The 26,207-nt window shown below is 42.7% G+C and carries 22 protein-coding genes, 1 tRNA gene and 1 pseudogene; 15 read left to right on the top strand and 9 right to left on the bottom strand.

What is annotated here, in order from left to right; all coding sequences use genetic code 11:
- The 5 genes and pseudogenes from JMW94_RS11875 to JMW94_RS11855 form a co-directional block, all read left to right on the top strand.
- Positions 1–109: pseudogene (locus tag JMW94_RS11875) on the top strand (IS1595 family transposase); the annotation flags it as partial.
- A 558-nt stretch (positions 110–667) separates the two neighbouring features.
- Positions 668–1,519, top strand: coding sequence for a fatty acid desaturase family protein (locus JMW94_RS11870; protein ID WP_201604550.1), 852 nt, complete (start codon positions 668–670; stop codon positions 1,517–1,519).
- Positions 1,520–1,544: 25 nt separating this feature from the next.
- Complete coding sequence (locus JMW94_RS11865; RefSeq protein ID WP_201604549.1) at positions 1,545–2,006, top strand: thiol-disulfide oxidoreductase DCC family protein; 462 nt, start codon at positions 1,545–1,547, stop codon at positions 2,004–2,006.
- A gap of 168 nt (positions 2,007–2,174) precedes the next feature.
- Complete coding sequence (locus tag JMW94_RS11860) at positions 2,175–3,209, top strand: metallophosphoesterase (protein WP_227685504.1); 1,035 nt, start codon at positions 2,175–2,177, stop codon at positions 3,207–3,209.
- 156 nt (positions 3,210–3,365) lie between these two features.
- Positions 3,366–4,508 carry a metallophosphoesterase gene (locus JMW94_RS11855; protein ID WP_201604547.1) on the top strand — a complete coding sequence of 381 codons (1,143 nt, stop codon included), beginning with the start codon at positions 3,366–3,368 and terminating at the stop codon, positions 4,506–4,508.
- Between the two features lie 109 nt (positions 4,509–4,617).
- Here the strand turns inward: JMW94_RS11855 and JMW94_RS11850 are convergent, their stop codons facing one another.
- A complete protein-coding gene (locus JMW94_RS11850) occupies positions 4,618–6,021 on the bottom strand; it encodes an alpha/beta hydrolase (RefSeq protein WP_201604546.1) in 1,404 nt (467 codons plus the stop codon).
- Positions 6,022–6,484: 463 nt separating this feature from the next.
- Here JMW94_RS11850 and grpE point away from each other — a divergent pair, with 463 nt between their 5' ends.
- Both grpE and dnaK read left to right on the top strand, forming a co-directional pair.
- The gene (gene grpE / locus JMW94_RS11845) at positions 6,485–7,084 is read left to right on the top strand and encodes a nucleotide exchange factor GrpE (RefSeq protein WP_201604545.1); all 600 of its coding nucleotides are present in this window, start codon (positions 6,485–6,487) and stop codon (positions 7,082–7,084) included.
- A gap of 192 nt (positions 7,085–7,276) precedes the next feature.
- Positions 7,277–9,220, top strand: a complete 1,944-nt coding sequence (gene dnaK / locus JMW94_RS11840) for a molecular chaperone DnaK (protein WP_201604544.1) — start codon at positions 7,277–7,279, stop codon at positions 9,218–9,220.
- A 108-nt stretch (positions 9,221–9,328) separates the two neighbouring features.
- On the opposite strand, the gene JMW94_RS11835 is transcribed toward dnaK, so the two are convergent.
- Both JMW94_RS11835 and JMW94_RS11830 read right to left on the bottom strand, forming a co-directional pair.
- The gene (locus JMW94_RS11835; RefSeq protein ID WP_201604543.1) at positions 9,329–10,138 is read right to left on the bottom strand and encodes a methyltransferase domain-containing protein; all 810 of its coding nucleotides are present in this window, start codon (positions 10,136–10,138) and stop codon (positions 9,329–9,331) included.
- A gap of 74 nt (positions 10,139–10,212) precedes the next feature.
- Positions 10,213–11,445 carry an 8-amino-7-oxononanoate synthase gene (locus tag JMW94_RS11830; protein ID WP_201604542.1) on the bottom strand — a complete coding sequence of 411 codons (1,233 nt, stop codon included), beginning with the start codon at positions 11,443–11,445 and terminating at the stop codon, positions 10,213–10,215.
- Between the two features lie 307 nt (positions 11,446–11,752).
- Between JMW94_RS11830 and JMW94_RS11825 the strand changes: the two genes are divergently transcribed.
- The 6 genes from JMW94_RS11825 to JMW94_RS11800 all read left to right on the top strand — a co-directional run bounded on the left by JMW94_RS11825 (position 11,753) and on the right by JMW94_RS11800 (position 16,823).
- Positions 11,753–12,298 (top strand): porin family protein, encoded by a 546-nt coding sequence (locus JMW94_RS11825; RefSeq protein ID WP_201604541.1) that lies wholly within the window; start codon positions 11,753–11,755, stop codon positions 12,296–12,298.
- Positions 12,299–12,409: 111 nt separating this feature from the next.
- Entirely contained in the window at positions 12,410–12,952 is a 543-nt protein-coding gene (locus JMW94_RS11820) for a porin family protein (protein ID WP_045447596.1), read from the top strand.
- Between the two features lie 208 nt (positions 12,953–13,160).
- Entirely contained in the window at positions 13,161–13,709 is a 549-nt protein-coding gene (locus JMW94_RS11815) for a porin family protein (RefSeq protein ID WP_201604540.1), read from the top strand.
- 184 nt (positions 13,710–13,893) lie between these two features.
- Complete coding sequence (locus tag JMW94_RS11810; protein WP_087816353.1) at positions 13,894–14,391, top strand: NfeD family protein; 498 nt, start codon at positions 13,894–13,896, stop codon at positions 14,389–14,391.
- 15 nt (positions 14,392–14,406) lie between these two features.
- Positions 14,407–15,267: an SPFH domain-containing protein gene (locus JMW94_RS11805; protein ID WP_045447605.1), complete on the top strand. Its 861-nt coding sequence runs from the start codon at positions 14,407–14,409 to the stop codon at positions 15,265–15,267.
- Between the two features lie 164 nt (positions 15,268–15,431).
- Positions 15,432–16,823, top strand: a complete 1,392-nt coding sequence (locus tag JMW94_RS11800; RefSeq protein WP_201604539.1) for an esterase-like activity of phytase family protein — start codon at positions 15,432–15,434, stop codon at positions 16,821–16,823.
- 288 nt (positions 16,824–17,111) lie between these two features.
- Here the strand turns inward: JMW94_RS11800 and hemN are convergent, their stop codons facing one another.
- Together hemN and JMW94_RS11790 are read right to left on the bottom strand one after the other, a co-directional pair.
- Positions 17,112–18,653 (bottom strand): oxygen-independent coproporphyrinogen III oxidase, encoded by a 1,542-nt coding sequence (gene hemN, locus JMW94_RS11795; protein ID WP_201604538.1) that lies wholly within the window; start codon positions 18,651–18,653, stop codon positions 17,112–17,114.
- A gap of 421 nt (positions 18,654–19,074) precedes the next feature.
- Positions 19,075–21,411 carry a penicillin acylase family protein gene (locus JMW94_RS11790; RefSeq protein WP_227685505.1) on the bottom strand — a complete coding sequence of 779 codons (2,337 nt, stop codon included), beginning with the start codon at positions 21,409–21,411 and terminating at the stop codon, positions 19,075–19,077.
- Between the two features lie 538 nt (positions 21,412–21,949).
- Between JMW94_RS11790 and JMW94_RS11785 the strand changes: the two genes are divergently transcribed.
- Entirely contained in the window at positions 21,950–23,527 is a 1,578-nt protein-coding gene (locus JMW94_RS11785) for a YifB family Mg chelatase-like AAA ATPase (RefSeq protein ID WP_201604537.1), read from the top strand.
- Between the two features lie 45 nt (positions 23,528–23,572).
- On the opposite strand, the gene JMW94_RS11780 is transcribed toward JMW94_RS11785, so the two are convergent.
- Both JMW94_RS11780 and JMW94_RS11775 read right to left on the bottom strand, forming a co-directional pair.
- Positions 23,573–24,274, bottom strand: a complete 702-nt coding sequence (locus tag JMW94_RS11780; RefSeq protein ID WP_201604536.1) for a phosphoglycolate phosphatase — start codon at positions 24,272–24,274, stop codon at positions 23,573–23,575.
- A gap of 164 nt (positions 24,275–24,438) precedes the next feature.
- Positions 24,439–24,939 (bottom strand): DUF4385 domain-containing protein, encoded by a 501-nt coding sequence (locus tag JMW94_RS11775; RefSeq protein WP_201604535.1) that lies wholly within the window; start codon positions 24,937–24,939, stop codon positions 24,439–24,441.
- Between the two features lie 182 nt (positions 24,940–25,121).
- Here JMW94_RS11775 and JMW94_RS11770 point away from each other — a divergent pair, with 182 nt between their 5' ends.
- Positions 25,122–25,490, top strand: a complete 369-nt coding sequence (locus tag JMW94_RS11770; protein ID WP_201604534.1) for a hypothetical protein — start codon at positions 25,122–25,124, stop codon at positions 25,488–25,490.
- An 86-nt stretch (positions 25,491–25,576) separates the two neighbouring features.
- Here the strand turns inward: JMW94_RS11770 and JMW94_RS11765 are convergent.
- Both JMW94_RS11765 and JMW94_RS11760 read right to left on the bottom strand, forming a co-directional pair.
- Positions 25,577–25,652: transfer RNA gene (locus JMW94_RS11765), tRNA-Phe, on the bottom strand.
- A gap of 122 nt (positions 25,653–25,774) precedes the next feature.
- Positions 25,775–26,197, bottom strand: a complete 423-nt coding sequence (locus JMW94_RS11760) for a hypothetical protein (protein WP_045453868.1) — start codon at positions 26,195–26,197, stop codon at positions 25,775–25,777.
- Between the last annotated feature and the right edge of the window lie 10 nt (positions 26,198–26,207).

The following is a 26,207-nucleotide window of genomic DNA, read 5'->3' as shown; positions in this document are numbered from 1 at the left end:
AGAGCATTTTCACCTCTATTTAAAGGAATGTGAGTGGCGTTTTAATCACAGTGACCCAAAGTCGCAATTACTACAATTAAAACAATGGGTTAAACAGGGTTTGAACTAGTTATCTAGGACAGCCCCTTCTCTTTTTATATATAGCGATAGGAATGTCGATAGATATTGGCATTCCACTACGAGATTCACTACTCTTCGTCAAGATAGCCCCAGCATTTATCCTAGCAGGTTTTTTTGGAGGTTTACTACCAGCGTTATTGGCAGGTTATATCGTCTCTAAATTCGAAATATATTTTCATTCGGTAGCGAAGGTTTTTCCTTTATTTATAATAGGTTTTATAAGCACGTTTTTATTCGTAGTTTGGTTCATGATAGGGGATGGCTCTGTAAATTCTTCTATGACAAGTGATATTTTATTTTGCTGTAATGGCGGTGTCAGCGCTATCATCACAGGTTTAATAGCACTACCTAAACATAAATAAAATTTATCTAGTAATTTCACTATTGACAGAAATAAAGTAAATTAAAATAGCCGAACCTAAACATAAATAAAATTTATCTAGTAATTTCACTATTGACAGAAATAAAGTAAATTAAAATAGCCGATTAAATTAAGTGGTCGCGCCAGCAAGATAGCTACTGCTTATCACTAAGTAAGGAGAACATCATGCGTCATCCTTCGTTAGCCAATATTGAATGGCAAGATTTGCGACAGCTTAGTCTTGGCGAGACTGTTTATAATATTTTCTTATCTTTACCTTTTTTATTATTGTCATGGTGGAGCGCGTGGCAAGGGTGGTGGTTACTTGCACTTGTGGCGACTTTTTTCTTTTTTACTGCCGCACTGAGACAAGCCCATGATTGTTATCATCGAACGTTGGGAGTAGGGAAGCTTGCCACTGAAGCCATGCTATTTTTTCTCAGTATCACGATGCTCTGTAGCACGCATGCTATTCGGCACACACATCTCAATCATCATAGAGATCCACTTGGAGACAGCGATGTCGAGGGTAATTGGGCTCGTCTGCCTTGGTATCAGGCGATATTGGGCGGCGGACTTTTCTCGATTGCGATTCAGTGGTTTGGCTTGACGCATGGTAGTCGTAGCAACCGTATTCTCGTTGCCTTTGATATGCTGCTTATTTTCGCAGTGATTGCCAGCGCTTTTATCACGATGCATCCAGTATTGATGTATCACGTATTGGTAATGATATTGGCCAATACGATGGTTGGGTTTTTTGCCGTATGGAGCGTCCATCATGGTTGTGATGATGTGGTATATGCCCGTAGTGAGCGCCATCCATTGATTAATCTGTTGACTTTTAACTTGCTGTATCACATCGAGCACCATCTGTTTCCAGCTGTCCCGACTAATCATTTACCAACACTGGCGAAGCGCTTAGATGTTGCCGCACCGCAATGGACGCAGCAGCCAGTCATTCCCTTTTTAGCCGCAGCCAATCAGCACCAAAAATCTAGCGTGACTCAAAAATCCAATGCCAGCCACCTTGATATTTAGTTATCACTCAGAAAGGAGTCGTAAGATGATTATTCAAAATCATATCAACAGCTATAGAGAGCAAGCAAATTTATCTATAACCATGTACTACGATGATGCGTGTGTGATATGCAGCACCGAGGCACACAATATGCAAATGCGTAAGCCCAAGAAGATACGCTTAGTTCCTGTGGAAAAGGGGCTTGATGATTTGGCCGCCGCAGGATTTAGCCGTAAGGATGCGATGACTTATATGTGTATGCAAGACAGCTACGGCAATTGGTATACGCACATGGATGCCGTGCGGCTGCTCTACAGAACGGGTGGCGTTAAATGGTCACCGTTGTTGTTTTTGCCAGTAGTCAAACAACTTGGCGACCTCGCTTATCCGTATGTCGCGCGCAATCGTTATAGAATCCCGAATTGGGTGACCAAGTTGGTCTATGGCAAAGCGATGATGCAAGCTTGTGACAATGGCATCTGTAAAATAGCACCAGATAAACGTTAAAGTACGTTTTGTGGCAACAGCACCTTGGGCGTAAAGCATATGAAGTTTTCGTGGAAAAAATGAGGCTATATCCAGAGCATCAAATTTTTCACGTAAGATAGCGTTATCTTTATCTAAGCAGACTTGATTATGTGGTTCTTCATCGTTTTCACTCAGTTGCTAGCTGTTATGACCAGCGTGCTTCTCTGCTGGTTTGTAAAGCCAAAAACGACTGCTGCAAAAGCTGTGCTGATAGCTGTTGTCTTTATTATTAATAATAGTGCTCTCATTTATGGCTTGACTGAGTTTTGGGGTGAGCGCTTTCACGTCTATCTGGTCATTAGTATTTTGCAAGGTTTTATGTTTTATGCCGGTTTGATAACTTCTGTAGTTGCGCTCATTGTCTATAAGTTCTTTAAGAGAAAACCTCGTCTAATACTCTTGCGAACCTTTGCCATTACAGTTTATATCGCCATTGTTAGCTTAGCGATATTTAATGCTTATTCACCCGTCGTACATCGTTTAACTGTTACGAGTGATAAACCGCTGGCTAAACCAATGGATATTGCGCTTGTCTCTGATACGCATCTGGGTAGATGGTTTGGCAATCGACAGATAAAGAAAATGGTGAGTCTCATCGATGCGCAACATCCCGATGTCGTGGTTATCGCTGGTGACATTATGAATGACAATACCATTGCTTACGATAATACGAATATGCATGAGCAGTTATCAAAGCTAAAGGCACCGCTTGGCGTCTATGCGACTTTAGGCAATCACGATTATTTCGGTTATGACAAGCAGATCACACAGGCGGTGGAAGAGGCGGGCATCAAAGCACTTGATAATGAAAGTGTGCTATTAAATGACTCAGTGTGGCTGGTGGGGCGCTCAGATGATATCGATCGTACCAGACTATCAGCCGAGGAATTATTGACACAAGTAGACACAGATAAACCAGTGATATTTTTGGAACATCGTCCTAGCGCGATGGATGAGGTCAGCGCCCTGCCAGTCGATTTGCATCTGTCTGGACATACCCATGGCGGGCAGATATTTCCACTAACGCTATTGGTGGATTGGTTGACACCGTTAAACTATGGCAGTAAAAAAATAGCCGATACGCAGTTTTTGGTGACCTCTGGTTATGGTATCGGTCCCGTACCGTTTAGACTGGGAACGCGTTCTGAGATTTGGATAATTACGTTGCAGTCTGGTGTATGAGTCATTTAAATAAATAATATTATCCTTATGATAAAGCCTCTACTATATCTAAATGGTAGAGGCTTTTATTTGCTGTTAGGCTGGCTAATAGCTACTTTGCTTGTCTTGTCAGCTGAAAATATACTGCATTGACGCCATCATACTCAAGGATTCTTCATGCGTTATATGTTTTTTATCACTATCTTTGTGCTATTGCAGCTGTTTAGTGTCGGTGCAGCTCTAAGCGTGCAATGGTGGTTACAGCCTTGGCAGACAGCATGTTTGCAAACTTCGGTATGGGTTATTGTATTCGTTATTACCAACGGTTTGCTTCTACTCAGTGTCAATAGAGCATTTAAAAATAGCTATCGCTGGATCAGTGGTTGGATGTTAGTTATGCATTTCATGCTATTGACGGCTTTAGTTACCAGCCTATTTTATGGTGGCTATTGGTTAATCACATCGCTAACTGGTGATGCGCTCGCTACACCGGCTACTGTCGATTTTGGGTTGCGCATATTGGCATTGGCAATATTTATCGGGTTGTTTTTCTATGCCCTATACAGTGCTTATGCGCCTGTGGTACGTGAGTTATCTGTTAATATTGATAAACCTTTGGCTAAGCCTTTACGTATTGTGGTCGCTAGCGATTTGCATATCGGGAGACTGTTTGGCAGTGGTGCAATAGATAGACTGCATCATCTTATGGTAAAAAATACAGCCGATATATTGCTAATGCCGGGCGATATCATGGATGATAATACGCAAGCATTTACTGATTATAATATGGCGAAAAACTTTGCGGAGTTATGCAAAAGCTTGCCGTATGGTGTTTATGCGACATTGGGCAATCATGATTTATACGGGCATGAGCAGCCGATTGTCCAAGCGTTGCGTGCTGCTGGCGTGCAGTTGTTAAATGATGAAGTAATCCGCATCGAGCATGAAGGTCAACCAGTCTGGCTGATAGGGCGTTTTGATAACCATAAAAGACAGCGGGTAGCCACAACCGATCTACTGGCTCAAGTTGATACTACACAGCCAGTGATACTGCTAGATCATAGACCAAGTGATATTGCTGAGCACAGCCAAATGCCGATTGATTTACAGCTCTCAGGGCATACCCATAACGGTCAAATATTCCCCGCCAACTTTATTGTCAGTGCCATCAACCGCTTGGGTTATGGCTATGAAGCCATTGGCAAAGGACACTTTGTGGTGTCATCTGGTTACGGCTTTTGGGGCATTCCATTTCGCTTGGGTTCGCGCTCAGAGATTTGGCTGATCACTTTGAATGGTCAGGTTGGAGATAACGTTTAAGCAAGTCATATTTAAGAAAACAATGCTTAAAAAAGTAACGTTTAAATAGTGGCAGTGCCATTCTATTTTATAAATGAACCAGCACTTTCTTATACAACTGTGTTGATAATTATGCCGCTAATTGTGACTGGGTATTGATAACGTCACGCACAAAGCTCGCAAACCCTTTAATAATATCGCCTGTTTTTTGTCCGATACCTTGATGAATACTCATAAAATGAATAAAACCATGCGGCGCACCAAGAATGGTATGAGTCTTGACTGCTATCCCATGCACCTTTAATTGCTTTGCATAAGCAAATGCTTCATCACGTAATACGTCTAATTCTGCAGCGACAATATAAGTCGGGCATACTTTACTATTATCACCAAGCATCGGACAGTTAAGGATATGCTGGCGTGGCAAGGGGCTGTTATCTAAACAAGCGGCATCAAATACAGCCACATCGGCATGATCCAATAATAATCCCTCGCCATATAATTCCCAACTTGGATAATCCGTTTCGATATCCGTCACAGGATATAAAGGCATTTGTGCAAGCGGCTTTGGTAAGCGCTCTAATAAATCGAACATTTTTTGACCTGCACTGCCCAGATCTGACCATGCGACTTGCGAGGGCGCAGTGAGTTGTTGAGCAATTAAGGTGGATAATCCGCCGCCAGCACTATCGCCTGCTAGTACGATTCGCGAGGGTAAAGCACCTAAGGTATGGCAATGCTCAGCCAGCCAAGCATAGGCAGTGATACAGTCTTTTAATGCGGCTGGTGCTGGATGCTCAGGTGCTAAGCGATAATCAACACTGACTATCGGCCAGCCAGTCTGTTCACAAACCGCGTGGCAAAATTCATGATGGGTATTGACATCACCAATACAAAACCCACCCCCATGAAAATATAACAACACTGTTTCATCAGAATTATGAGTATCCGCTTTTTTGAACCCTAAGCCATGAGAGCTCGCGTCTGATTGATAACAGCGAATGGTCATATCGCCATCATCAGCGTTGGCAATCACTTTGTCTTCCCAATGCACAAGCTTCTGATTTTTTTTCGTAAATCGCTTCATGTTGCCGATGATATTGTCACTTGCTTGCTGCCATACCTGCGGTGCTTGCATCGCCACGGCGTCAGCGGCGAACCTTTCGCGCAGCTCATGCATTGGTGTCAGCTCAAGAGGCGTTTTAAGCTTACTATTCACCGCGAGAATCAAACGTAGGTGAGCATCGGCGTGCAGATATTGTTTTGAGCTAGGTCCTTTCAAATAACCAACCAAGCTCTCTAATAGTGGCGTTGGCAGATAGCCGACTCCTTTCATGGCATAGTGCAAGGTATGCGGCTGGCAAGTCGTCAACGGGTTATAGCTAAGCACTTTTTGTTTGACGGTCAAACGATTCTCTTGAGTGCCATTTTCTTCTTTTATATCATTATCTATACGATCTGTTGATGCGAGCTTTATCGTCATCAGCGCTTTATTTAATAGCGCATTGATTGATAACACGGTTGATTTAGACATAACACTTCTCGTTGATGATTGTCAGTATGCGTTGTCATATATGAGTGTTCACTTTGACATGAGCCATACTATTTGTAGCAATAATAGAGTAATCAAAAATAAAGTTGAGTATTGTTTGGTAATGGCTTATGTAGCAATGGTAATTTTTGGAGAACAAATACTACTTTCTTGTAGCTTTTGTTAATGACTATTTATACCCATTGACAGCATATAAGACTCAGTTTTGAGCGCTTTAATGCAGGTTTAGGCAGCCTTTGTTGTAAATTAGAAAAATTCCTATGGCTTAGGCTTGAAATTTGCCGCCACCACCTTTATCAAGCAACTAGTAAAGCGTATTAATAAAAACAATGAGTAAGACTGATTAACTATTTAATATAATAAGAGCACAGTATCACTAGCAAATAGTGCGTTTGTTGCCTCTTATATCAATCGTCATTATTAAAATTCTAAGGAGCCATCCATCATGAGCGAGAAAAATACCAACCACGAATCCCCTGAGCAAAATGTGGCGCATGACAATATTGAACACAGTGACAGTATTTTAGAAGAAACCATGAAAGAGTTTGATCCACAACACAACTCAGGTGAAGAAATGACTATCGAAAATGAAATCGATCTCGACACCTTTAAAGCCCGCATCGCTGAGCTAGAAGGTGAGGTGAAGGAAGCTAAAGAAGGTACCGCTCGTGCCAATGCTGAAGCTTACAATGCACAAAAACGCATGGAGCAAGAGGCGGATAAGAGCAAAAAATTTGCGCTACAGAAATTTGCCAGAGAGTTGTTAGAGATCGTTGATAACTTAGAGCGTGCTATCGAAAACGCTGATGCCAATGATCCAGTCGCTGAAGGCGTGCAATTGACGCATAAAGCATTATTAGCAGTATTGCATAAAAACGGTATAGAAGTGGTCGACCCGCAAGGCGAGAAATTCAACGCCGATCTTCATGAAGCAGTGGGTATCGATGAAGAAGCCGAGGCTGATACTGTCGGTACTGTATTACAAAAAGGTTATAGCTTGAACGGTCGTTTATTACGCCCAGCCATGGTGCGTGTGGGACAGTAATATCAAAAACTGGATTTTTAGTGTACTAAACCCCAATATAACTAAGGGTTTTCACAAAAAGTCACATGAAAGACAGTTTTTGCATGATTATTGACTTGAAAAAATTCATAAGTAAACCGATATATATAGTAACAAGCGATCAACTACGGTCTGGATAGACAAATATTTAAAATAAATCAGGAGTAAATAATTATGGGTAAAGTAATTGGTATTGATTTAGGTACGACTAACTCGTGTGTCGCAGTAATGGAAGGTGACAAAGTCAAAGTCATCGAAAATGCTGAAGGTACTCGTACAACACCATCGATCGTCGCTTATAAAAATGACGAAATTCTGGTTGGTCAGTCAGCCAAGCGTCAAGCGGTCACCAATCCAAACAATACATTGTTTGCGATTAAGCGTTTGATTGGTCGTCGTTTTGATGACAAAGTCGTGCAAAAAGACATCGGTATGGTGCCTTACAAAATCGTCAAAGCAGATAACGGTGATGCATGGGTAGAAATTAACGGTAAAAAATTGGCGCCACCACAGGTTTCTGCTGAAATCTTGAAAAAAATGAAAAAAACAGCAGAAGACTATCTTGGTGAAACTGTTACTGAAGCGGTTGTAACCGTACCAGCTTATTTTAATGACTCACAACGTCAAGCAACAAAAGACGCGGGTAAAATTGCAGGTCTTGATGTAAAACGTATCATCAACGAACCAACAGCTGCGGCTCTTGCGTACGGTATGGACAAGAAGCAAGGCGATAGCACGGTTGCTGTTTATGACTTGGGTGGTGGTACTTTTGACGTATCAATCATCGAAATCGCTGACGTTGATGGCGAGCAGCAGTTTGAAGTTTTAGCAACCAATGGTGATACATTCCTTGGTGGTGAAGACTTTGACTCAGCATTGATTGATTATTTGGTTGATGAGTTCAAAAAAGACCAAGATGTCAATTTGAAAGGTGACTCATTGGCGATGCAGCGTCTAAAAGAAGCGGCAGAAAAAGCGAAAATTGAGTTATCAAGTGCCCAAAGTACTGAAGTGAACTTGCCTTATATTACTGCAGACAGCAATGGTCCTAAGCATTTGGTGGTCACTATCAGTCGCTCAAAACTTGAGAGCTTAACTGAAGAGTTGGTACAACGTACCATGGGTCCTTGTAAGATTGCGCTTGAAGATGCTGGCATAAAAATTGGTGACATCGATGATGTTATCTTAGTTGGTGGTCAGACTCGTATGCCACTGGTACAGCAAAAAGTACAAGAGTTCTTCGGTCAGGAGCCACGTAAAGATGTGAACCCTGATGAAGCAGTAGCGGCAGGGGCTGCGATTCAAGGCGCTGTATTGTCTGGTGAAAAAACAGACGTATTGCTACTTGATGTGACGCCACTAACGCTTGGTATCGAAACGATGGGTGGTGTCATGACACCAGTTATTGAGAAAAACACCATGATTCCTACTAAGAAATCACAGGTATTCTCAACGGCTGAAGACAACCAACCAGCTGTGACCATCCAGGTTTATCAAGGTGAGCGTAAAATCGCTAACCAAAATAAACAGCTTGGTCGTTTTGATTTGACGGATATTCCACCAGCACCACGTGGTCTACCGCAAATTGAAGTTACTTTTGACATCAATGCTGACGGTATCATGAATATCTCAGCAACTGACAAAGGTACGGGTAAAGCGCAAAGCATCCAGATCAAAGCAGATTCTGGCTTGACGGATGAAGAAATCGAGCAAATGGTTCGTGATGCAGAAGCCAATGCTGCAGAAGACGAAAAATTCGCTAACTTAGCGCAAGTGCGTAACGAAGCAGATGGTCGTATTCATGCGGTACAAAAAGCGTTGAAAGACGCTGAAGATAAGGTAACTGCTGAAGAAAAATCAACAGTAGAAACTGCTATCTCTGAGCTTGAAGCGGTAATGAAAGAAGATGATCATGATGACATCAAAGCCAAGCTTGAAGCATTAGACAATGCTTTCTTGCCAGTTAGTCAGAAGATTTATGCTGATGCAGGCGCAGGTAGCGAGGGCATGGATCCAAGCCAGTTCCAACAAGGCGCGGACAATGCAGCAGATAGCAACCAAGCTGATGATGACGTCGTTGATGCTGAGTTTACTGAAGTAGACGAAGACAAAAAATAATTGTGATTTAGTAACTAAATGCAGTTAAAACAAAAAACGCATCCTTCGGGGTGCGTTTTTTTATGGCTGTTATTTATAAGAAGTATCCTACCAGTCTATATCTTGTCTTCACGATTTAAAGGCACTCACTATCAGTACTTCATAAGTCAAATGAACGATAGGTTGACCGTCGTCATCTTGCGCCGAAAAATGTTGCCAATAATCAGACTCAAACTGTTGCAAGCGTGCCTTGGTCCACATAAAGGGCTGGGTGCTGTTGGCTTTTACTTGCGCCTGATTGGTCGATACGCCCGTCAATTTCATATGTTTTAAGATGGCGTAAGGACTGGCAAACGGTAACTCGAAACGCTGAGTGGACAGTTCAATTTTCTCAAAACCCGCACTAATCAGTGCCAGTCGCCACTCAATGATATCGGGATAGTGAAGACCCTGATCCGTTAGAGTCTTTATTTGCAAAAAGTTATTTGGCGTAAAAGTGTTAAACAGTAGTTGACCTCCAGCTCGTAAATGGCGTGCTGATTGCGCAACAAAGTTTAAGGGATCATCAAACCACTGCACTGCATTGGCACTGATTATCAAGCTATGCTCATCCTCAAAGTCCATCGTTTCAGCATCGCCAATTGCTATGTCAGCATTGGGCATTATGGACTGTAAAGTAGCCGCTTGTTCAGCGCATAATTCATTGATCAGCCAATATTGACTTTGAATGTGTGCTGCGAGTAGACGGGTCATTTGACCAGTTCCTGCACCGACTTCAAGCACACTGTCGTGTTCAGTGTGAGTGAGTTTGTCTATTAAATATTGACAGACTTGCTGCTGAATATTGGCATGCTGGTCATAGTCGCTGGCATTGGCAAAATGACGAGCGATGGTTTGTTTTCTGGTGCTAAAGTTATTAGGCGTGGCGAGTGTTTTCATACGGTTTATTATATCCAAGTGAGCCAATTATCAATCGATAGCAGGACTGATATCGCTGATGTATAACAACAGACTTATAATTGTTGTATCAATTGTTCGCAGTCTTCATCTGTCAGCTTGGCATTTATCACCAAACGGATACGAGCGGTGTTTGCAGGCACAGTGGGTGGCCTGATAGGCAGGGCGTAAAAACCTGCTGCTTGCAATTGTTGTGCTTTGGCAAGCGTGCTGGCATTGTCGCCCAAGATGTAAGGCACAATCGGTGAGTCATAGTGTGGATACTGGGTGTTCTGGGACACACGGTATCTTGGCTCGATGGCTTGACTAAGCTTGGTAGACAACCGCGCTAAATGCGCCCGTTGATTATTTAGCATTGGCATTTTTGCTAAAATAAATCGCGTCCATGCATGATTGATAGGGGGTAATGCAGTACTAAAAATTAGTGGACGCATGCGGTTAATTAGCCATTGCTTGACGACATCATCGCACATGATATAAGCACCCACCGAGGCAAACGCTTTACCGAAAGTACCGACCAAATAGTCAATATCAGCCAATGTCTGCGTTTCTTCCGCTAGCCCCAATCCTGTATGACCTAATACACCGATGGCATGAGCCTCATCGACATACAGTTCGATACGAGCATCGCTAGCTTTTAATTGTACCAGTTGACATAAATCCGCACGATCACCATCCATACTAAAGATGCTCTCAGTGACAATAATGATGCGCTCAATGTCTGGCGCTGCTTGCTCAATAAACATAGCCAAATGTTCATAATCATTGTGACGATAACGACGATAGCTGACAAGTTTGCTTTGGCTCAAACGCAACCCATCGATAATGCTGGCATGTACCAGCTTGTCAGCTAAGATCAGTGTTTTGACTGGCAAGGCTGTGAGGGCTGGCAATATACCAAGATTGGCATGATAGCCGCTATTCAATACCAACACCGATTTTGAGGCAGAGATGTCACGTTTGCCGACAGCGGTTTGATACCATTCCTGCAACTCAGACTCTAGCGCTTGTAGTTGTGCATCATTTCCAGTGAGCAAGCGTGAGGACGTCGCACTCATTTTAGGCATTTGTGCGACTGATAGCGGTGTTAGTTGACTGAGAAATTCGTTTTGTAATTCGGTGTCGCCGCCTAAGCCCAGATAATCGTTACTGGCGATATTGAGTAAGGTTTGACCTTCGCTAATAACGTATCGCCCATGATGTTGGAGATTGGGTAATTGACGATATTGTTGGGTGGCTTTGAGTGCTGTAAGCGCTTCTTGTAGGCGGCTAGTTATACGTCCAGTCATTGTTTTTACCTTAAAATATTCGGTATCTCTTATTGTTTTATGCTTATTTCTGCTAGAAAGGCGATGAAATGAGTAGGGATTATTGCATAAACTCAGTGGTTGTAACAAAAGATTTCATATCTTTGCCTTTGTAACCCAAGCACTGATAAATACTTGCAAATCTTAACTCTCATACCATCAAACACTGACAGACGACTTGAAATAGTTTGTTACTATATACCCATCGTTAGCAAACAAGGCGATAGGGCTATAAAAGCCAATATAAGTAGATAACTTGTTTGTCCAAATTGATTTTAAGGAGCTAATAATGAAAACTCTACAAAAAACGCTACTTGCACTAGCAGCTGGTTCTTTGTTAACTGTTGGCGCACAGGCCGCTACTTCTTATAGCAACGGTTACACTGGTCAGCCGTATGTCGGCGTAAAAGTCGGTCAGTTTGATCTAGATGTCGACAATGCAGATGATCCAACCGCTTATGGTGTCTACGGTGGTTATAACTTCGATCAAAACTTTGGTGTCGAAGCAGAGTATGTAGGTTCAGATGATGCTGATTATAAAAACGGTGACCTTGATGCCAAAACTTATGGCGCATATGGTACGGCACGCTACCAGTTCCCAAATACTGGCTTATACGCTAAAGGTAAACTAGGGGTTGCTAAAACTGAAGTAGAAGGTGATTACACCGTGGGTCCAGTCAAAGTTTCGAAATCTAGCAGCGACACAGGTCTTGCTGGTGGTGTAGGTCTTGGTTATTCAGTGAATCCTAACTTCGGTGTCGAAGCTGAATACTCAATGATGGACAGTGATGTCGATGCCAAGCTACTTACTGTTGGCGCTCAGTTGAAGTTCTAAAGCCAAAACGATTTATCAGCTAAACGAGTGAGAGAAGATGGCAATAATAATCTTTTCTCATCCAGATACTTTACAGACAAATAATTAAAAATATAACCCTAGGGGAACACTATGAAAACTTTACAAAAAACGTTACTTGCATTAGCAGCTGGTTCTTTATTAAGCATGGGTGCACAAGCTGCCGTATCTTATGGCAACGGTTACACTGGTCAGCCATACGTTGGTGTAAAAGTCGGTCAATTTGACTTAGATGTAAACGGCGCTGACAAGCCAACCGCTTATGGTGTCTATGGTGGTTACAACTTTGATCCTAACTTTGGTATCGAAGCAGAATATGTAGGTTCAGGCGATGCCGATTATTATAACGGTGATATCGATGCCAAGAGCTATGGCGCGTATGGTACTTATCGTTATCAGTTCCCAAATACTGCGCTATATGCCAAAGGTAAGCTAGGTGTTGCTAAGACTGAAATCGAAGGTAACTATATCGTTGAAGACTCTAATAGAAAAACCATTTCTAACGATGATACCAGCCTTGCAGGTGGTGTAGGCCTTGGTTATTCGGTTAACCCAAACTTCAGTGTTGAAGCTGAATATGACATGTTAGGTAGTGACGCAGATCTAATGACTGTTGGTGCTCAGCTAAAATTCTAAGTTTTTGATTAGCAGTATGATAACTAAAAAACGCACCCTTCGAGGTGCGTTTTTTTGTACGATAAAAAGCACTGTAAGCGTCATTAAAAAAGAGTGCATTTAAAATAAGGTTCTGTCGAATCTCGGATTCGACAATAGTTCAGCTAACTTATATGCTCTGTTATTTTCATTCAGATGGTATTTTTAGTTTTATTTAACAGGAAGATATATGAATACTTTACAAAAAGCTTTAATCGCCCTATCAGTTGGCTCTTTATTGAGTGTCAGCGCGCAAGCGGCAGTTAACTATGCAGGTCAGCCGTATGTTGGTGTAAAAGCTGGTAAGTTCATGGTAGATGCTGATGATCTAGATGATCCTACTGCTTATGGTATTTATACTGTTTATAACTTTGATCCTAACTTTGGTGCTGAAGTTGAATATGTAGGCTCTAGTGACACTGATATTGATACAGGTACCAGACTTCTTAAGGGTGAATATGACCTTAAAACTTATGGTGCTTACGGTACTTACCGTTATCAATTCCCTAATACTGGTTTATATGCCAAAGGTAAATTAGGGTTTGCTAAAGCTGAGATTGATGCTTCTTTAAGTGACGTACTTGGAAACACTGTTAGTGAAAGCGATAGCGATAGTGGTGTTGCTGGTGGTATTGGTTTGGGTTATAACTTTAACCCTAGCATGAGCGTTGAAGCTGAATATGATTATGTCGCTGAGGATATTACTCTATTGACTTTAGGTGCTCACATTAAGTTTTAATAAGTTGATTAAAGAAAAAAGAAACGATCGCTTTGGCGATCGTTTTTTTATGCTCTAAGTTTTAGTATGTGTTTCTTACATTTTTCGAAGTATACACATCATATATTGATGATTTTTAAGAAATTACTAACACCAAAAATGTGCTACATTAAAAGTTAGAATGATAAAGATAGGGAATGTAGTGATGATGGAGATGCTGTGGATGATTGAACCTTGGCACTGGTTAGTCTTAGGTTTTATATTGCTGATCATTGAGATGTTTGTGCCGACATTCGCCAGCCTTTGGTTTGGTGCCGCTGCCATCATCGTTGCCGCGCTTTCGTGGCTATTGCCTATTTCTGTCTCTGTGCAAATTATTATTTGGTTGGTGCTTTCTGCCATATTCTTACTGGCATGGTTCAAGTTTATTAAACCCTTATCAGTAGATCGCACCAAAGCAGGCTTGGGTGGTAGTGTTATCGTTGGTGAAACTGGCATGATTATCGTCCAGCCGCAGCCAGATAGAGCGGGCACTGTCAGATTCAGTGTTCCTATTGTTGGGGCAGCGGAGTGGATGTGCCGCACTACGGGTGAGCCGGTGGCGGTCGGCGATCGAGTGGTGGTGACCGATATTGTCGGTAATGAGCTGATTGTGAGCAGTATGAAATCGCAGGCAGCGATTAATAAAGACATGCAATTATAATAATAAGGATGAATTATGGAAAGCTTTAGCATTGTCATGGTGGTTTTGGTTGCACTGGTTGTCTTTACGGTTTTCAAAGGCGTTCGAATCGTGCCGCAAGGCTATAAGTGGGTGGTGCAGCGATTGGGCAAATATAGCCAGACACTAGAGCCGGGTCTCAACCTTATTATTCCTTTCGTTGATGATGTCGCTTATAAAGTGACGACCAAAGACATTGTTCTTGATATTCCCTCACAAGAGGTCATTACGCGAGACAACGTTGTTATTATTGCCAACGCCGTGGCTTATATTAATATCGTGCGCCCAGATAAGGCCGTTTATGGCATTGAAGATTATGAATATGGTATTCGTAATTTGGTGCAGACGTCACTACGTTCAATTATCGGTGAGATGGATCTTGATAGTGCATTGTCTAGCCGTGATGAAATTAAAATGAAGCTAAAGCATGCGATATCAGAAGATATTGCGGACTGGGGTATCACCCTAAAGACAGTAGAAATTCAAGATATTAATCCATCGCAAACGATGCAAGCATCAATGGAAGAGCAGGCGGCGGCAGAGCGTCTACGCCGTGCGACAGTGACTCGTGCTGATGGTCAAAAGCAAGCGGCTATCTTGGAAGCAGATGGACGTCTAGAGGCGTCACGTCGTGATGCCGAAGCACAAGTGGTATTGGCGAGAGGTTCTGAAGAGTCTATTCGCCTGATTACTAATGCAATGGGCGAGGAAGAGATGCCTATTGTCTACTTACTTGGTGAACAATATATTAAGGCGATTCGTGAGCTGGCAGAGTCTGACAATGCAAAAATGGTGGTATTACCTGCTGATATTTTAAGTACCATCAAAGGTATGGTGGGTGACAAGCTTAAGGTTTAATAAGTAATGTGTAGCCATGTGTTATAGCATTAACTCTTAAAATGGTCAGTGAGCTTATTGGGCGCTGGCTATTTTTTCGACTGTCAATTGTACTGAATGCTACATCTAATAAATTACTCATATGGTTCGTTTAACAAGAATAAAATATATATCAGGGATAAAAAATGACGATACAAAATATTAATACAGAAATTATTCAAATAAAAGACTTTATCCAAGGCACGGCACTACCTTATACCGTGCTCGATGATACGCATATCAATGCTGCGTATCCTGAGAGGAAGCTTGAGATTAGAGGGGGTGGTTTTGGCTCAGATGCAGCGGCTCATCCAACCAATGCCAATCAATTTTATGTGCTAACCGATCGCGGTCCCAATGCGGAGTTCGAAGGTAGTGCAGGCAAAGGTAAACAGTTTTTAGTACCTGACTATACACCGCGCATCGGACTGTTTGAGCTACAAGCAACTGGGCAAATTATTAAGATCAAAGAGATACTGCTAAAAGACGCAAATGGCAATCCTATCTCTGGGCTACCGAATCCACAAGCACTCGGCGGAACTAATGAAGTCCCTTACGATGTCGACGGCCAGCCGATGACAATGAATCCCAATCTACCTTTTGATGCAGTGACCAATTCTATCAAAAACGATATCAATGGTTTAGATCCTGAAGGTCTTGCTGCGCTCACAGATGGCAGTTTTTGGATCAGTGATGAGTATGGTCCTCATTTGGTTCATTATAATGCGCAGGGGGTGGAGATTGAGCGTATCAATGCATTTGCGAGCGATCAGCGCAATAATGTAATGGTTAATGGTCAGCCGATTTTACTACCAGCAGAATTTACCAAACGTCGTGCAAATCGCGGTATGGAGGCATTAACGATTACTCCAGATCAGAGCACACTGGTGGGTATTATGGAGTCAGCTATGGACAACCCTGATCAGTCAGGTCGTGTCTCTAGTTTGACGCGCATCGTCACTATCAATCTATACTCTGGTCAAATAGCACAGTATTTGTATCGTCTCGATCATGCTCACCATGTGACTTCGGGTATCGTTGCGATTAACAATCACGAGTTTTATTTGATTGAACATGATCGCAAGTTTCCGCTGCAAGACAAGTCTGCGCAAAAGCTCATTTATAAAATTGATCTCTCGCAGGCGACTGATATTGAGAATATTTTAAATACAGATAATATCAAGCAAGATCATGTATTGGGTTTAACGATCAATGGACAAACGCTTGAGCAGCTTATTGCAGCCGATGAAAAAAATTGGCAATTGCTGAAGGCATTGGCAATCAAACCAGTCAAGAAAACCTTGGTAGTCGACGTTCTCGCAACTGTAGAATATCCACATGATAAGTTAGAAGGTTTGTGGTTGCGTCAAGATGGCTCATTGGGTCTACTAAACGACGATGACTTTGCGATGACGGATTCAATGATTGCCAACGCTAAAAACACAATTGAGCAAAAATATTTAGACAGTGAAAAAACAATAGAAGATGCAAATAGGCTATATATGGTGATGCCTTCTGAATGTGGTGATGGCTACTAAGTAGGCTAGGGCATGTCCTCAATTCAATTGATCATATCTAAACGGGCTAAAAATGGCTAAAAATGGCTAAATTTTGCCAAACATCGTTAAATAGCTGGTTAATATCCCGATATTATCTGCGCTATTTTCCTCGTTTGACGGCAATTTATCTCATTTTTATCACCATTTTTGAAATGAGGACACGCCCTAGAGGTATTTTTCGTCAATCATCAGCTTTATTAAACACCATAAAAAAGACCTCAAGTGAGGTCTTTTTTATGACTGCTTTTCATGTATGGAACAACTCAATCAAATAACTTTTGAGAAACGATTCTTATGTTTTTTCTCAAGATATTCATCAAATACCATGGCGACGTTACGACCTAATAAGCGACCTTTTGGTAGTACGCGAATACCAGCCGCGTCCATATCGATGAGCTTGTCTTCTTGCATGGCGCCAAGCTGTTGAATCTCATTGATAAAGTAAGTGATGGCATCGATACCAAATTTTTGATTGACGTCTTTAAAATCGATATAGTCGTGACAGAGTAGATTCATAATCACATATTCACGCAAGCGATCTTTGATGGATGTTTTGATGACTTTTACTGCAGGCATGACAGCCGAGTCACTTTGTGCAGCATCGATACTCGCTTGATAAACTGATAAATCTGTATCATTTTGCAAAATATAGCGGGTATTGGCATTGGCAATTTGACTGATAGAGGAGACGCCGAAGCCCAATAAATCACAATCGCCCATGATGGTATAACCTTGAAAGTTACGATGCAGTTTACCCTCACGCTGCGCCACGGCTAATTCATCATCAGGCTTGGCAAAGTGATCAATACCGATATATTGATAGCCAGCTTCGGTCAGGGTATTGATGGTATTGCCAAGCATCGTAAGCTTGGCCGCTGGGTCTGGCAAATCGGCTTCTTTAATCTGGCGCTGGGCCTTAAAACGTTCTGGCAAGTGTGCATAATTAAATACTGACAAGCGATCTGGCGACATCTCGATGATACGGCGCACCGTTTTATCCAAGGTTGCGGGTGTTTGATGCGGCAAACCATAAATTAGGTCGATATTGATAGAATGAAAACCTAGATCACGCGCCTCATTTAACACATTTTCAATGAGCTCTGCTGAATGTACACGGTTGACGGCGATTTGGACCGTTTCATCGAGGTCTTGTACGCCTAAACTGATACGGTTAAAGCCAAGGTTACGCAATACTTTCAATGTCTCGCCACTCAGCTCACGTGGGTCAATTTCAATAGAGTAATCGCCTTTGTCTTCAGGTAAGAATTCAAACTGAGTTTGTAAAAACTGCCACAGTTGAACCATTTCTTCATCACGCAAAAATGTTGGCGTACCCCCACCCAAATGCAGCTGTTTAACGAGGGGTTTGCTACTACCTTCTGGGACAGATAGCAGGCGGCGTTTGTGCTTAATCTCAGCGATTAAGTACTGCAAATAATCGCCTGAGTCGCTATTTTTCTTGGTGATAATTTTATTGCAAGCGCAGTAATAGCAGAGGTGACGACAAAAAGGAATATGAAAATATAAAGACAGTGGTGCACGAGCTTCACGGTTCTGAAGGATCTTTGCCTCAAGACCAACAGAGATGGGTGAGAACTCTAAAGCGGTCGGATAGGAGGTATAACGTGGTCCTGAACGATTGTATTTATTAATAATAGCTTCATCAAAGGCAGGTAGCTGCTTACTCATCATACTGCCACGCGTACTGGCATAAGGACTTTCTGATTGCATAACAGGGCGTGTCGTGGTCGGTTGCTCTCCTGCACGATTGTAAGGCTGCTGAGTATTTAATTCTGAATGTTCTGTCATGCGGTACTCCTCGTTTTGACCTTGAGTATTACTGTTCTTACATCTCTAACGACCAAATATCTGAAAGCCAGTAGGTGTTTGATAGATGATTAATAACCATAATAAGTTTGTTATCAATAATAATTTTCACAGCGCTATATGCTGCTAAATTGATAGCCATCAATAAGCACTAGTATAACAAATCCTTGTTTGCAGTGGGGTGGTCGGCGAGTTTTCTTACATACAAACTGTCTATGATAAGTCCATTTGATTTTGGCAATTATACTCATACCCCTCTTGCGGTTAGCTGGCTAAGTGCTGGCATCATGAGGAATCGACGATATTCAAACAGACTGCTTCCATAAAGTAAAAAAGACCTCAGCATATATCTGAGGTCTTTTTATCACTAATTTAAGCTATCACTAATTAAGTTACATCAAGCTTATTCTTTTAGCTGGATTTTATTGCCAACGGCTTGGTTGCTAACGTCACTAGCACTGAATGGTAGACGAATCCAGTTTTTATCGGAATAACGATGACTCTGGTCACGATGGAACGGTCGAGTAGTATCAGAAGCTTGCGAGTAACCTAGTAAGGCTTCTGCTACAGGGCCGCTTTTATCAAAGGTAACGGTTTGCATATATGTCGGACCAAAATTAATGAGGTAGTTTGCGCCATCATTAGCGCTGGTGCCTCTCGTTTCTGCAACATTGAATACACCTTCACGACCAAAACCACCATGCATAGCAATACGCTCATCGTTTTTACTAGCATCAACGATATACTGCAAATCAGATAAAGACGCATCAAGAGCGATGTTTTTATCTTGGAAGAACTTAATGGAATCTCCTAAAGCAGTACGTGTATCTGCACTAATAATTAAACCACGAGGCGTATTGACTGGGTCTTTTGCATCGAACTTAACACTGAATATCGTATCCGTCGTTTCATTAAAGTCCACATTACGCCAAAACTCTCTAAAGACATGAGCGCCTTTACTCTCTAAATTATTACGACGATCCCAATTACTCAAGATATTACAAGCATTAGTTGCATCAATAGTAGAGCCACCTGTCAAAGGCATGCTAGCATTCGCTCGACAATCTGCTAATACGTCGTCGAGTATCAACTCAGCGACATAACTGCGGTTACCATAGACGACCTCTTGCATATTGTTTAAATTGAACTTAGTACCGCCCAAGTTATCTTTATTACTGAATCGATCTTGTATTTGAACCAGTCCCATACGTGAGCGCATAAGTAAGGGAACACCCACTGCTGGAGTAGCACCTAAGAAGGGGGCTAAACGACGACGTAGGAGCGGTGAAAATCCAGTCAGTGGTTGCTCTAAATTGCTTAACCAATAGCTATCATTCGAGTTAGCAACATAATCATCGCGGATCAAGAAAGGTAAGTTTGAGCGCCCAAAAATACCTGCTTGCGGTGAGTCTGTATCAACTCCCCATTCACAGGCAGCGGTACTACCATTCAGTGCTGGCAAGTCAGCGGCAATTAAAGCACCAAGGAAGGGGCCAGATGCAGCACTACTACAAGCTTCAAGCTTAGCTTTGGTCACATTTGGTACGGTTGAGATGTCAGCATAGAGTGCCTTACCATTACGGTCGGTAGCAATAGTATTAACAAACCCAAGACCAAGGACGCTTTGCATTCTATCGACTAAGTCCTCAACGCTCGTAGCCTTATTCATACTACGCCACTGATTGAGTGCTCTTGGGTTTTCAGAGGCGGCATCACGGATAGTATAAGCTAGATTATTAGCGCCCCATGCTGGTAATTGACCATTGAGCAAATTGACCGCTAACATAGGTCCATATTGTGAGACATAAATATTGTGAACCTGCGTCTGATTATTTGGTAGCTGAATAGTGACAGGAACGGTTTCGATATCGCGCTGCTCAGTCACACCAGCGCTATTAGTATAATTGTATTTGAGAGGATCTCCATCAACTAAGCTAAGCTGATAAAGCGTAAAACGTTTGGCAGTGGATACGGTATGGCTCCAAGCCACGTCTTTATTAAAACCGATGTTAGGGAAAGGCTGGCCTTGTTGAGCCGCACCCATCACATCCAGCTCACCTGGCATCGTTAAGTGAAATTGATAGAAGCGTTGGACGCCATCCCATGGCTCATGCGGATTGGCATACATGACCCCGCTACTAGTACCAGTCACCTCCTTACCAAAGGCATAGGCATTACTACCGCCACTCATCGCATTAATCGTATCCATATTGAATGCAGGTGCTGACTCTACGACAGGGTTTGCGACTGGAACACTACGCATTCTTGAGCTACCCTGAATGCCAGCAATAGAAGGCGGTGCCGCTGCTACAATGGGACCGACGAAATTAGATAAGCCACCACGTAGATTGGCTTTACCGTAGACCGTCAATAAATCATCGAGAGTAATCTCGCGTACCCATTCAGCATTGGCACAAGCAGGATCGATATTGGCCACGCCTTTATCACGTAGATAACGGCTATAGCCTGCTGCATAACCTGTCACAGCATCAATGACTTCAGGGTCTTGAGCTGCTAAAAATTCAGCTTTTCGCTTGTCAGTGTTGTACCACGTATAAAAAGCATCGCTAGCCAAATTACCGTCAGCGCCTAGATACAGCATACTCTGACCGCTAGCGACTACAACTTCACGTGCTAGTGAGCAAATATTATCTTCTGCGAATGCATAACCGACGCCATAACCAAGGCCTTTGTAATCCTTTGCGGTGATGTGCGGTATACCGAACTCAGTGCGCTGAATATCGGCTTCATAATTAGTGGAAGGTAGTATGACATCATCGTCATTGAAACTATTGTCGCTGTCTTAGCAGCCGAATAGTCCTAAAGAGACTGCTACTGTCAGTAGCGTGAGTGTGGGCACACGCCGATTATGCATCTTTATGCTCATAAGCTTATCCGTCCATGGTAGTAGGTATTATATAAAGTAGGTATTATATAAAGTAGGTATTATATAAAGTAGGTGTTATATAAATCTGCAGCAAAAAGCCGCCAGCAAACTTTATATGATCAATAAAATCCTTTTATTGCCAATACTCTTGCTAATCTTTAATGCTTTGTAGCGCGATTAAAATTATCCAATACGTTAATAACATGGTTAACAGGCGTGAGAATTTTTGGGGCAGCATAGCCGAATAAGACTGAGCGAAAGAGCATCCGTTTATCATATAACAACTGTTGATAATTATGCTAGTAAATAAAATGAGACAAGGAAACATGACATTTGCGCACTGATACATAATACTCTATTATCATTTATTCCCTATATTAGGAAAATGCTGATGTCGTTTGCTCAAGTCTATACCCGTTCAGTCGTCGGATTACATGCGCCCAAGGTCATTATTGAAGTGCATCTGTCACAAGGGTTGCCAGCATTGACCATTGTCGGTTTGCCGGAGGCGGCGGTACGTGAGAGCAAAGACCGTGTACGCTCTGCGATTCTGAACTCTGGCTTTCAATTTCCTAATCGTCGTCTCACGATCAATTTAGCCCCCGCTGATTTGCCTAAAGATGGCGCGCGTCTTGATTTACCGATTGCCATCGGAATCTTGGCAGCCAGTGATCAATTGGATCCAGAAGTATTATCAGGGTTTGAGTTTATCGGTGAGTTAGCGCTCAATGGGAATTTACGGCAAGTGACAGGCAGCTTAGCGGTGGCACGAGCGATCAAAGCTGAGGCGCTGGCGTCCAAGGTATTGCAGCTGGCAAATATCACTGAACAAGAGCTGAGCGAACCGCAGCCAAAACCACAAACACCGCAGCTTATCGTACCGATTGATAATGGTGCTGAGGCTAGCCGTGTGGATGGCGTGACGATACTAGCCGCGCAAAGCTTAAAGACAGTTTGTGACCACTTACAGTCGTTAGCGAATCCAAGCGCAGCCTATGAATCTTTGGACGTTGTACAACCCAGTCCAGCACAGCAGCATGTTGGCTATCAAGTGGACTTGGCTGATGTCAAAGGACAGCATCATGCTCGGCGCGCGCTAGAGATTGCCGCCGCTGGTGGTCATTCGCTGTTGTTCACAGGGCCACCCGGCTCAGGCAAGACATTGATGGCCTCGCGGCTACCGACCATATTGCCGGATTTAAGTGATGAAGACGCATTAGAGGTTGCCAGCACTTATTCAGTGGCAGACAGCGATTACGATTATGGGACAAGACCATTTAGGCAAGTTCATCACACTATATCAGCCGTGGCTTTGGTGGGTGGTGGCTCACGACCAAAACCGGGTGAAATTACCCTTGCCAATAAAGGCGTATTATTCCTTGACGAATTGCCAGAGTTTGATCGGAGTGTGCTTGAGGTATTGCGTCAGCCATTAGAAGCCAAGCAAATCACTATTAGCCGTGCCAACTCGCAGATGACTTTTCCGGCAAATTTCCAATTGGTCGCTGCGATGAATCCATGTCCATGCGGCTATGATGGCGATACCTCAGGGCGTTGTCGCTGTCGACCTGAGCAGATTAAACGTTACCAAGATAAACTATCAGGTCCACTGCTTGATCGCATTGATTTGCATATCACTGTACCTGCGCTGCCAATTGCCGACTTGCAAAATGCTCAAGCTGGCGAAACCTCCGAACAAGTGCGCGTTCGAGTTATTGCCGCACATAAACATCAGATGCAGCGGCAACAAAAGGTCAATAATGAGCTTAGCCCTAGCGAGATTGATAAATATATCCAACTAGGAGAGGGCGAACAGCAACTATTACAGCTCGCTCAGCAGCGTCTAAACTTATCGGCACGCGGTTATCATCGAGTATTGCGAGTGGCGCGTACCATTGCTGATTTGGCTGACAGTATCGATATTACAAGCGCTCATGTGTCTGAGGCGCTCAGTTATCGGAGCAAATAATAATTTCAAAGAATGGCTTAAATGAATCATTCGAATGTTCAAATTTTAGCTGTCTATCTTATAGTTTTTGAAAATATATTCTACTAATGCCGCAAAGTCATCAAAGGCTTCGATAGGATTTAGCTCACGGATATCTTGTCCGTAGTTGTAGCCATAAGACAATCCAAGCGTATCCATATTGGCGTTTTGTCCAGCTAAGATATCGTTTCTGGAATCGCCAATCATCACAGCTTGTTCTGGAGTGACGTTCAACGCTTTACAGACATGCAATAGCGGTGCTGGATCAGGCTTTTTAGTTGAGAGACTATCACCGCCTAATACTTCACTGAATAAGTCCTGCCAGCCAAAGGATTGCAATATTTTCGGTACAAAACGAATCGGCTTATTGGTCACTAGCGCCAGCGTAAATCCTGCCGCTTTTAGCTTTTTTAGTCCGCTATCGACATCTGGGTAAGCAACGGTTTTGCTACCACTGAGATTTTTGTAAGACTCAAAAAACAGGTGCTCTGCGTGATTGGCTTCCTCGACCGTCAACTCGCCTTCTAACACTTCTACCTTACCTACTAGTGCGCGCTCTACCAGCAATCTTGAGCCGTTGCCTATCCAGTTTCGTATGGTCTCGATAGGGTAAGTCTTTTTGCCCAGCGTGGTTAACATCGCATTAGTCGCATCAGCCAAATCTGGCACACTATCAATGAGCGTGCCATCAAAATCAAAAATCAAAAGTTGCTTAATATCTACAGTCATTATTATTTGCCCACGCTATCAATTTTATACTTTTTTGGAGTATTAGCTCCAAGCCCTCATTACCTTAGCACAGCAAATCATGAATTCAATTATTTAACAGTCTGTCATTATAAGTATTTCTATCTTTTCAGGCTGAGGATAATTTTCATTGATATATTTTATGCTTATTCAACCTCTTTATAACGTTCGCGATGTTCCTTTTTCATTCTTAAATAATCTTCGTTCTCACGACACTCGTCCCATTTTTGTTTAAATATGCGTGCTGACTCTGCTTTGACTGGGTCTTCGATTTGTCGTGGCAACTCTTCACGACCATGTGCGCCGCTCTGACCTTTTTTATCATCGGGTACTGGTCCTTTATACTTTTTGCCGCCTTTGTGATTGGCATAACGACGGGCGCGGGTATAGCCCATTTGAATAAATTTGCGCGCCATATCTGCACCGACGAAGTCATCGACCGCCAGATAATCTAAAAACATCTGATAAATTGTCTCGCTGCTCTCAAGCGCAATATCAGGGGTCGCAAAGCGCCAGTGTGGCAGGATTTCAGATTTATACGGCTCTACCAATAATACGCCTTGCTCGCCGCGACCGACCCGATACAGCTCAGGCTGCGCGCGCAAATCTAGGTTTTTATAATCCAAATCGTAATCGAACGCTCTCATCGCTTTTCCCTATTAGTATTCGTCATCTGTCATATTTATCATTATCAATACTATCGAGTATACTGAGCGCCGCTGTCTAAAAAACAGCACAAAAATGTTATGCAACCGTGACAGTAAGCGTTTAGCATGAGAAGCATAGCAAAGAGAATCAATCATTGAGCAGGTCTGAGTAGGTTAAAGTTATGACAGTTAATAAAAACATCCTCAATAGCATCAGTCTAGCTAGCTCGACTTTTACGATGTCGTCAAAAAGTATATTTGTGATATCGGTGCTGCTGCTCATCAGCGTATTAAGCACCAATGCTGCCCATAGCGCATGGTTTGAGCGGTTGATTCCGCAAGGAGAAACTTATACGGTACGCGAGATAGATCGTGATTTGGCGTTCGTGATTGATGGTTTCATTTATGATGCGCGCACGTCTTGCTTTTTAGCAGTGGGCGATAGAGTGATATTTTTTGAAGGACGCCATGGTATCGATTACCGCGCGACGGTTTATGACTTAGACTCGCGTGAACGTTGCGAGGTGTTATTAAGAAGACGTTTGTCATAAGCTATTAGACTTATTTCAGAACGGAATACAGGCATAAAAAATCCCCGAACATCACTGTTCGGGGATTTTTAGAATTCTTAAACGAATGGTGGCTCGAGGCAGGTTCGAACTGCCGACACACGGATTTTCAATCCGTTGCTCTACCGACTGAGCTATCGAGCCGTCTTCGTTGAGGCGCTATTAAACTAAATATAGGCGTTGCTGTCAAGTAGTTTTTGCATAATAGAAGATAAAAGACGATAAATAATCAAATATTGGCAAAATTAACTGTTTCTGCTCTCGATTTAGTCTTTAACACGCAGTAAATCATACTCGCTCATAATACGATGGATATCCGCATCGGCAGGGACAAACTCACGCACACCTTTTTTGACCTCGGCATCATAGACCAGTTTGATAAACTTAGCATCGATCGCGCGACCGCGATTTTGCTGATGCACCGTTAAATATTGCAAACGCTTGGCATCGGTTTGCCCATCATCAAAACAGCCAACAGCGGCGATAGGTTTATCATTAAACATACCGACGTATAGATACTGACCACGCTTAAAACCTTGCTCAACGATATTTAATACCTCGATACCATCAGGCTGCGCGTCATCGCTATCGTATAATGCCTGCAAGCGCTCTGATAGCTCATTGTCGCGAGCAGGTTTTTTGATAAGTGGTACATCCAAGCTATTAATGGCGATCGCTTCTAAAGGCATGGCAGTTCCT

This window comes from Psychrobacter immobilis (genome assembly GCF_904846185.1).
Classification (GTDB): domain Bacteria; phylum Pseudomonadota; class Gammaproteobacteria; order Pseudomonadales; family Moraxellaceae; genus Psychrobacter; species Psychrobacter immobilis_B.
This window is presented reverse-complemented; position numbering and strand designations above follow the sequence as displayed.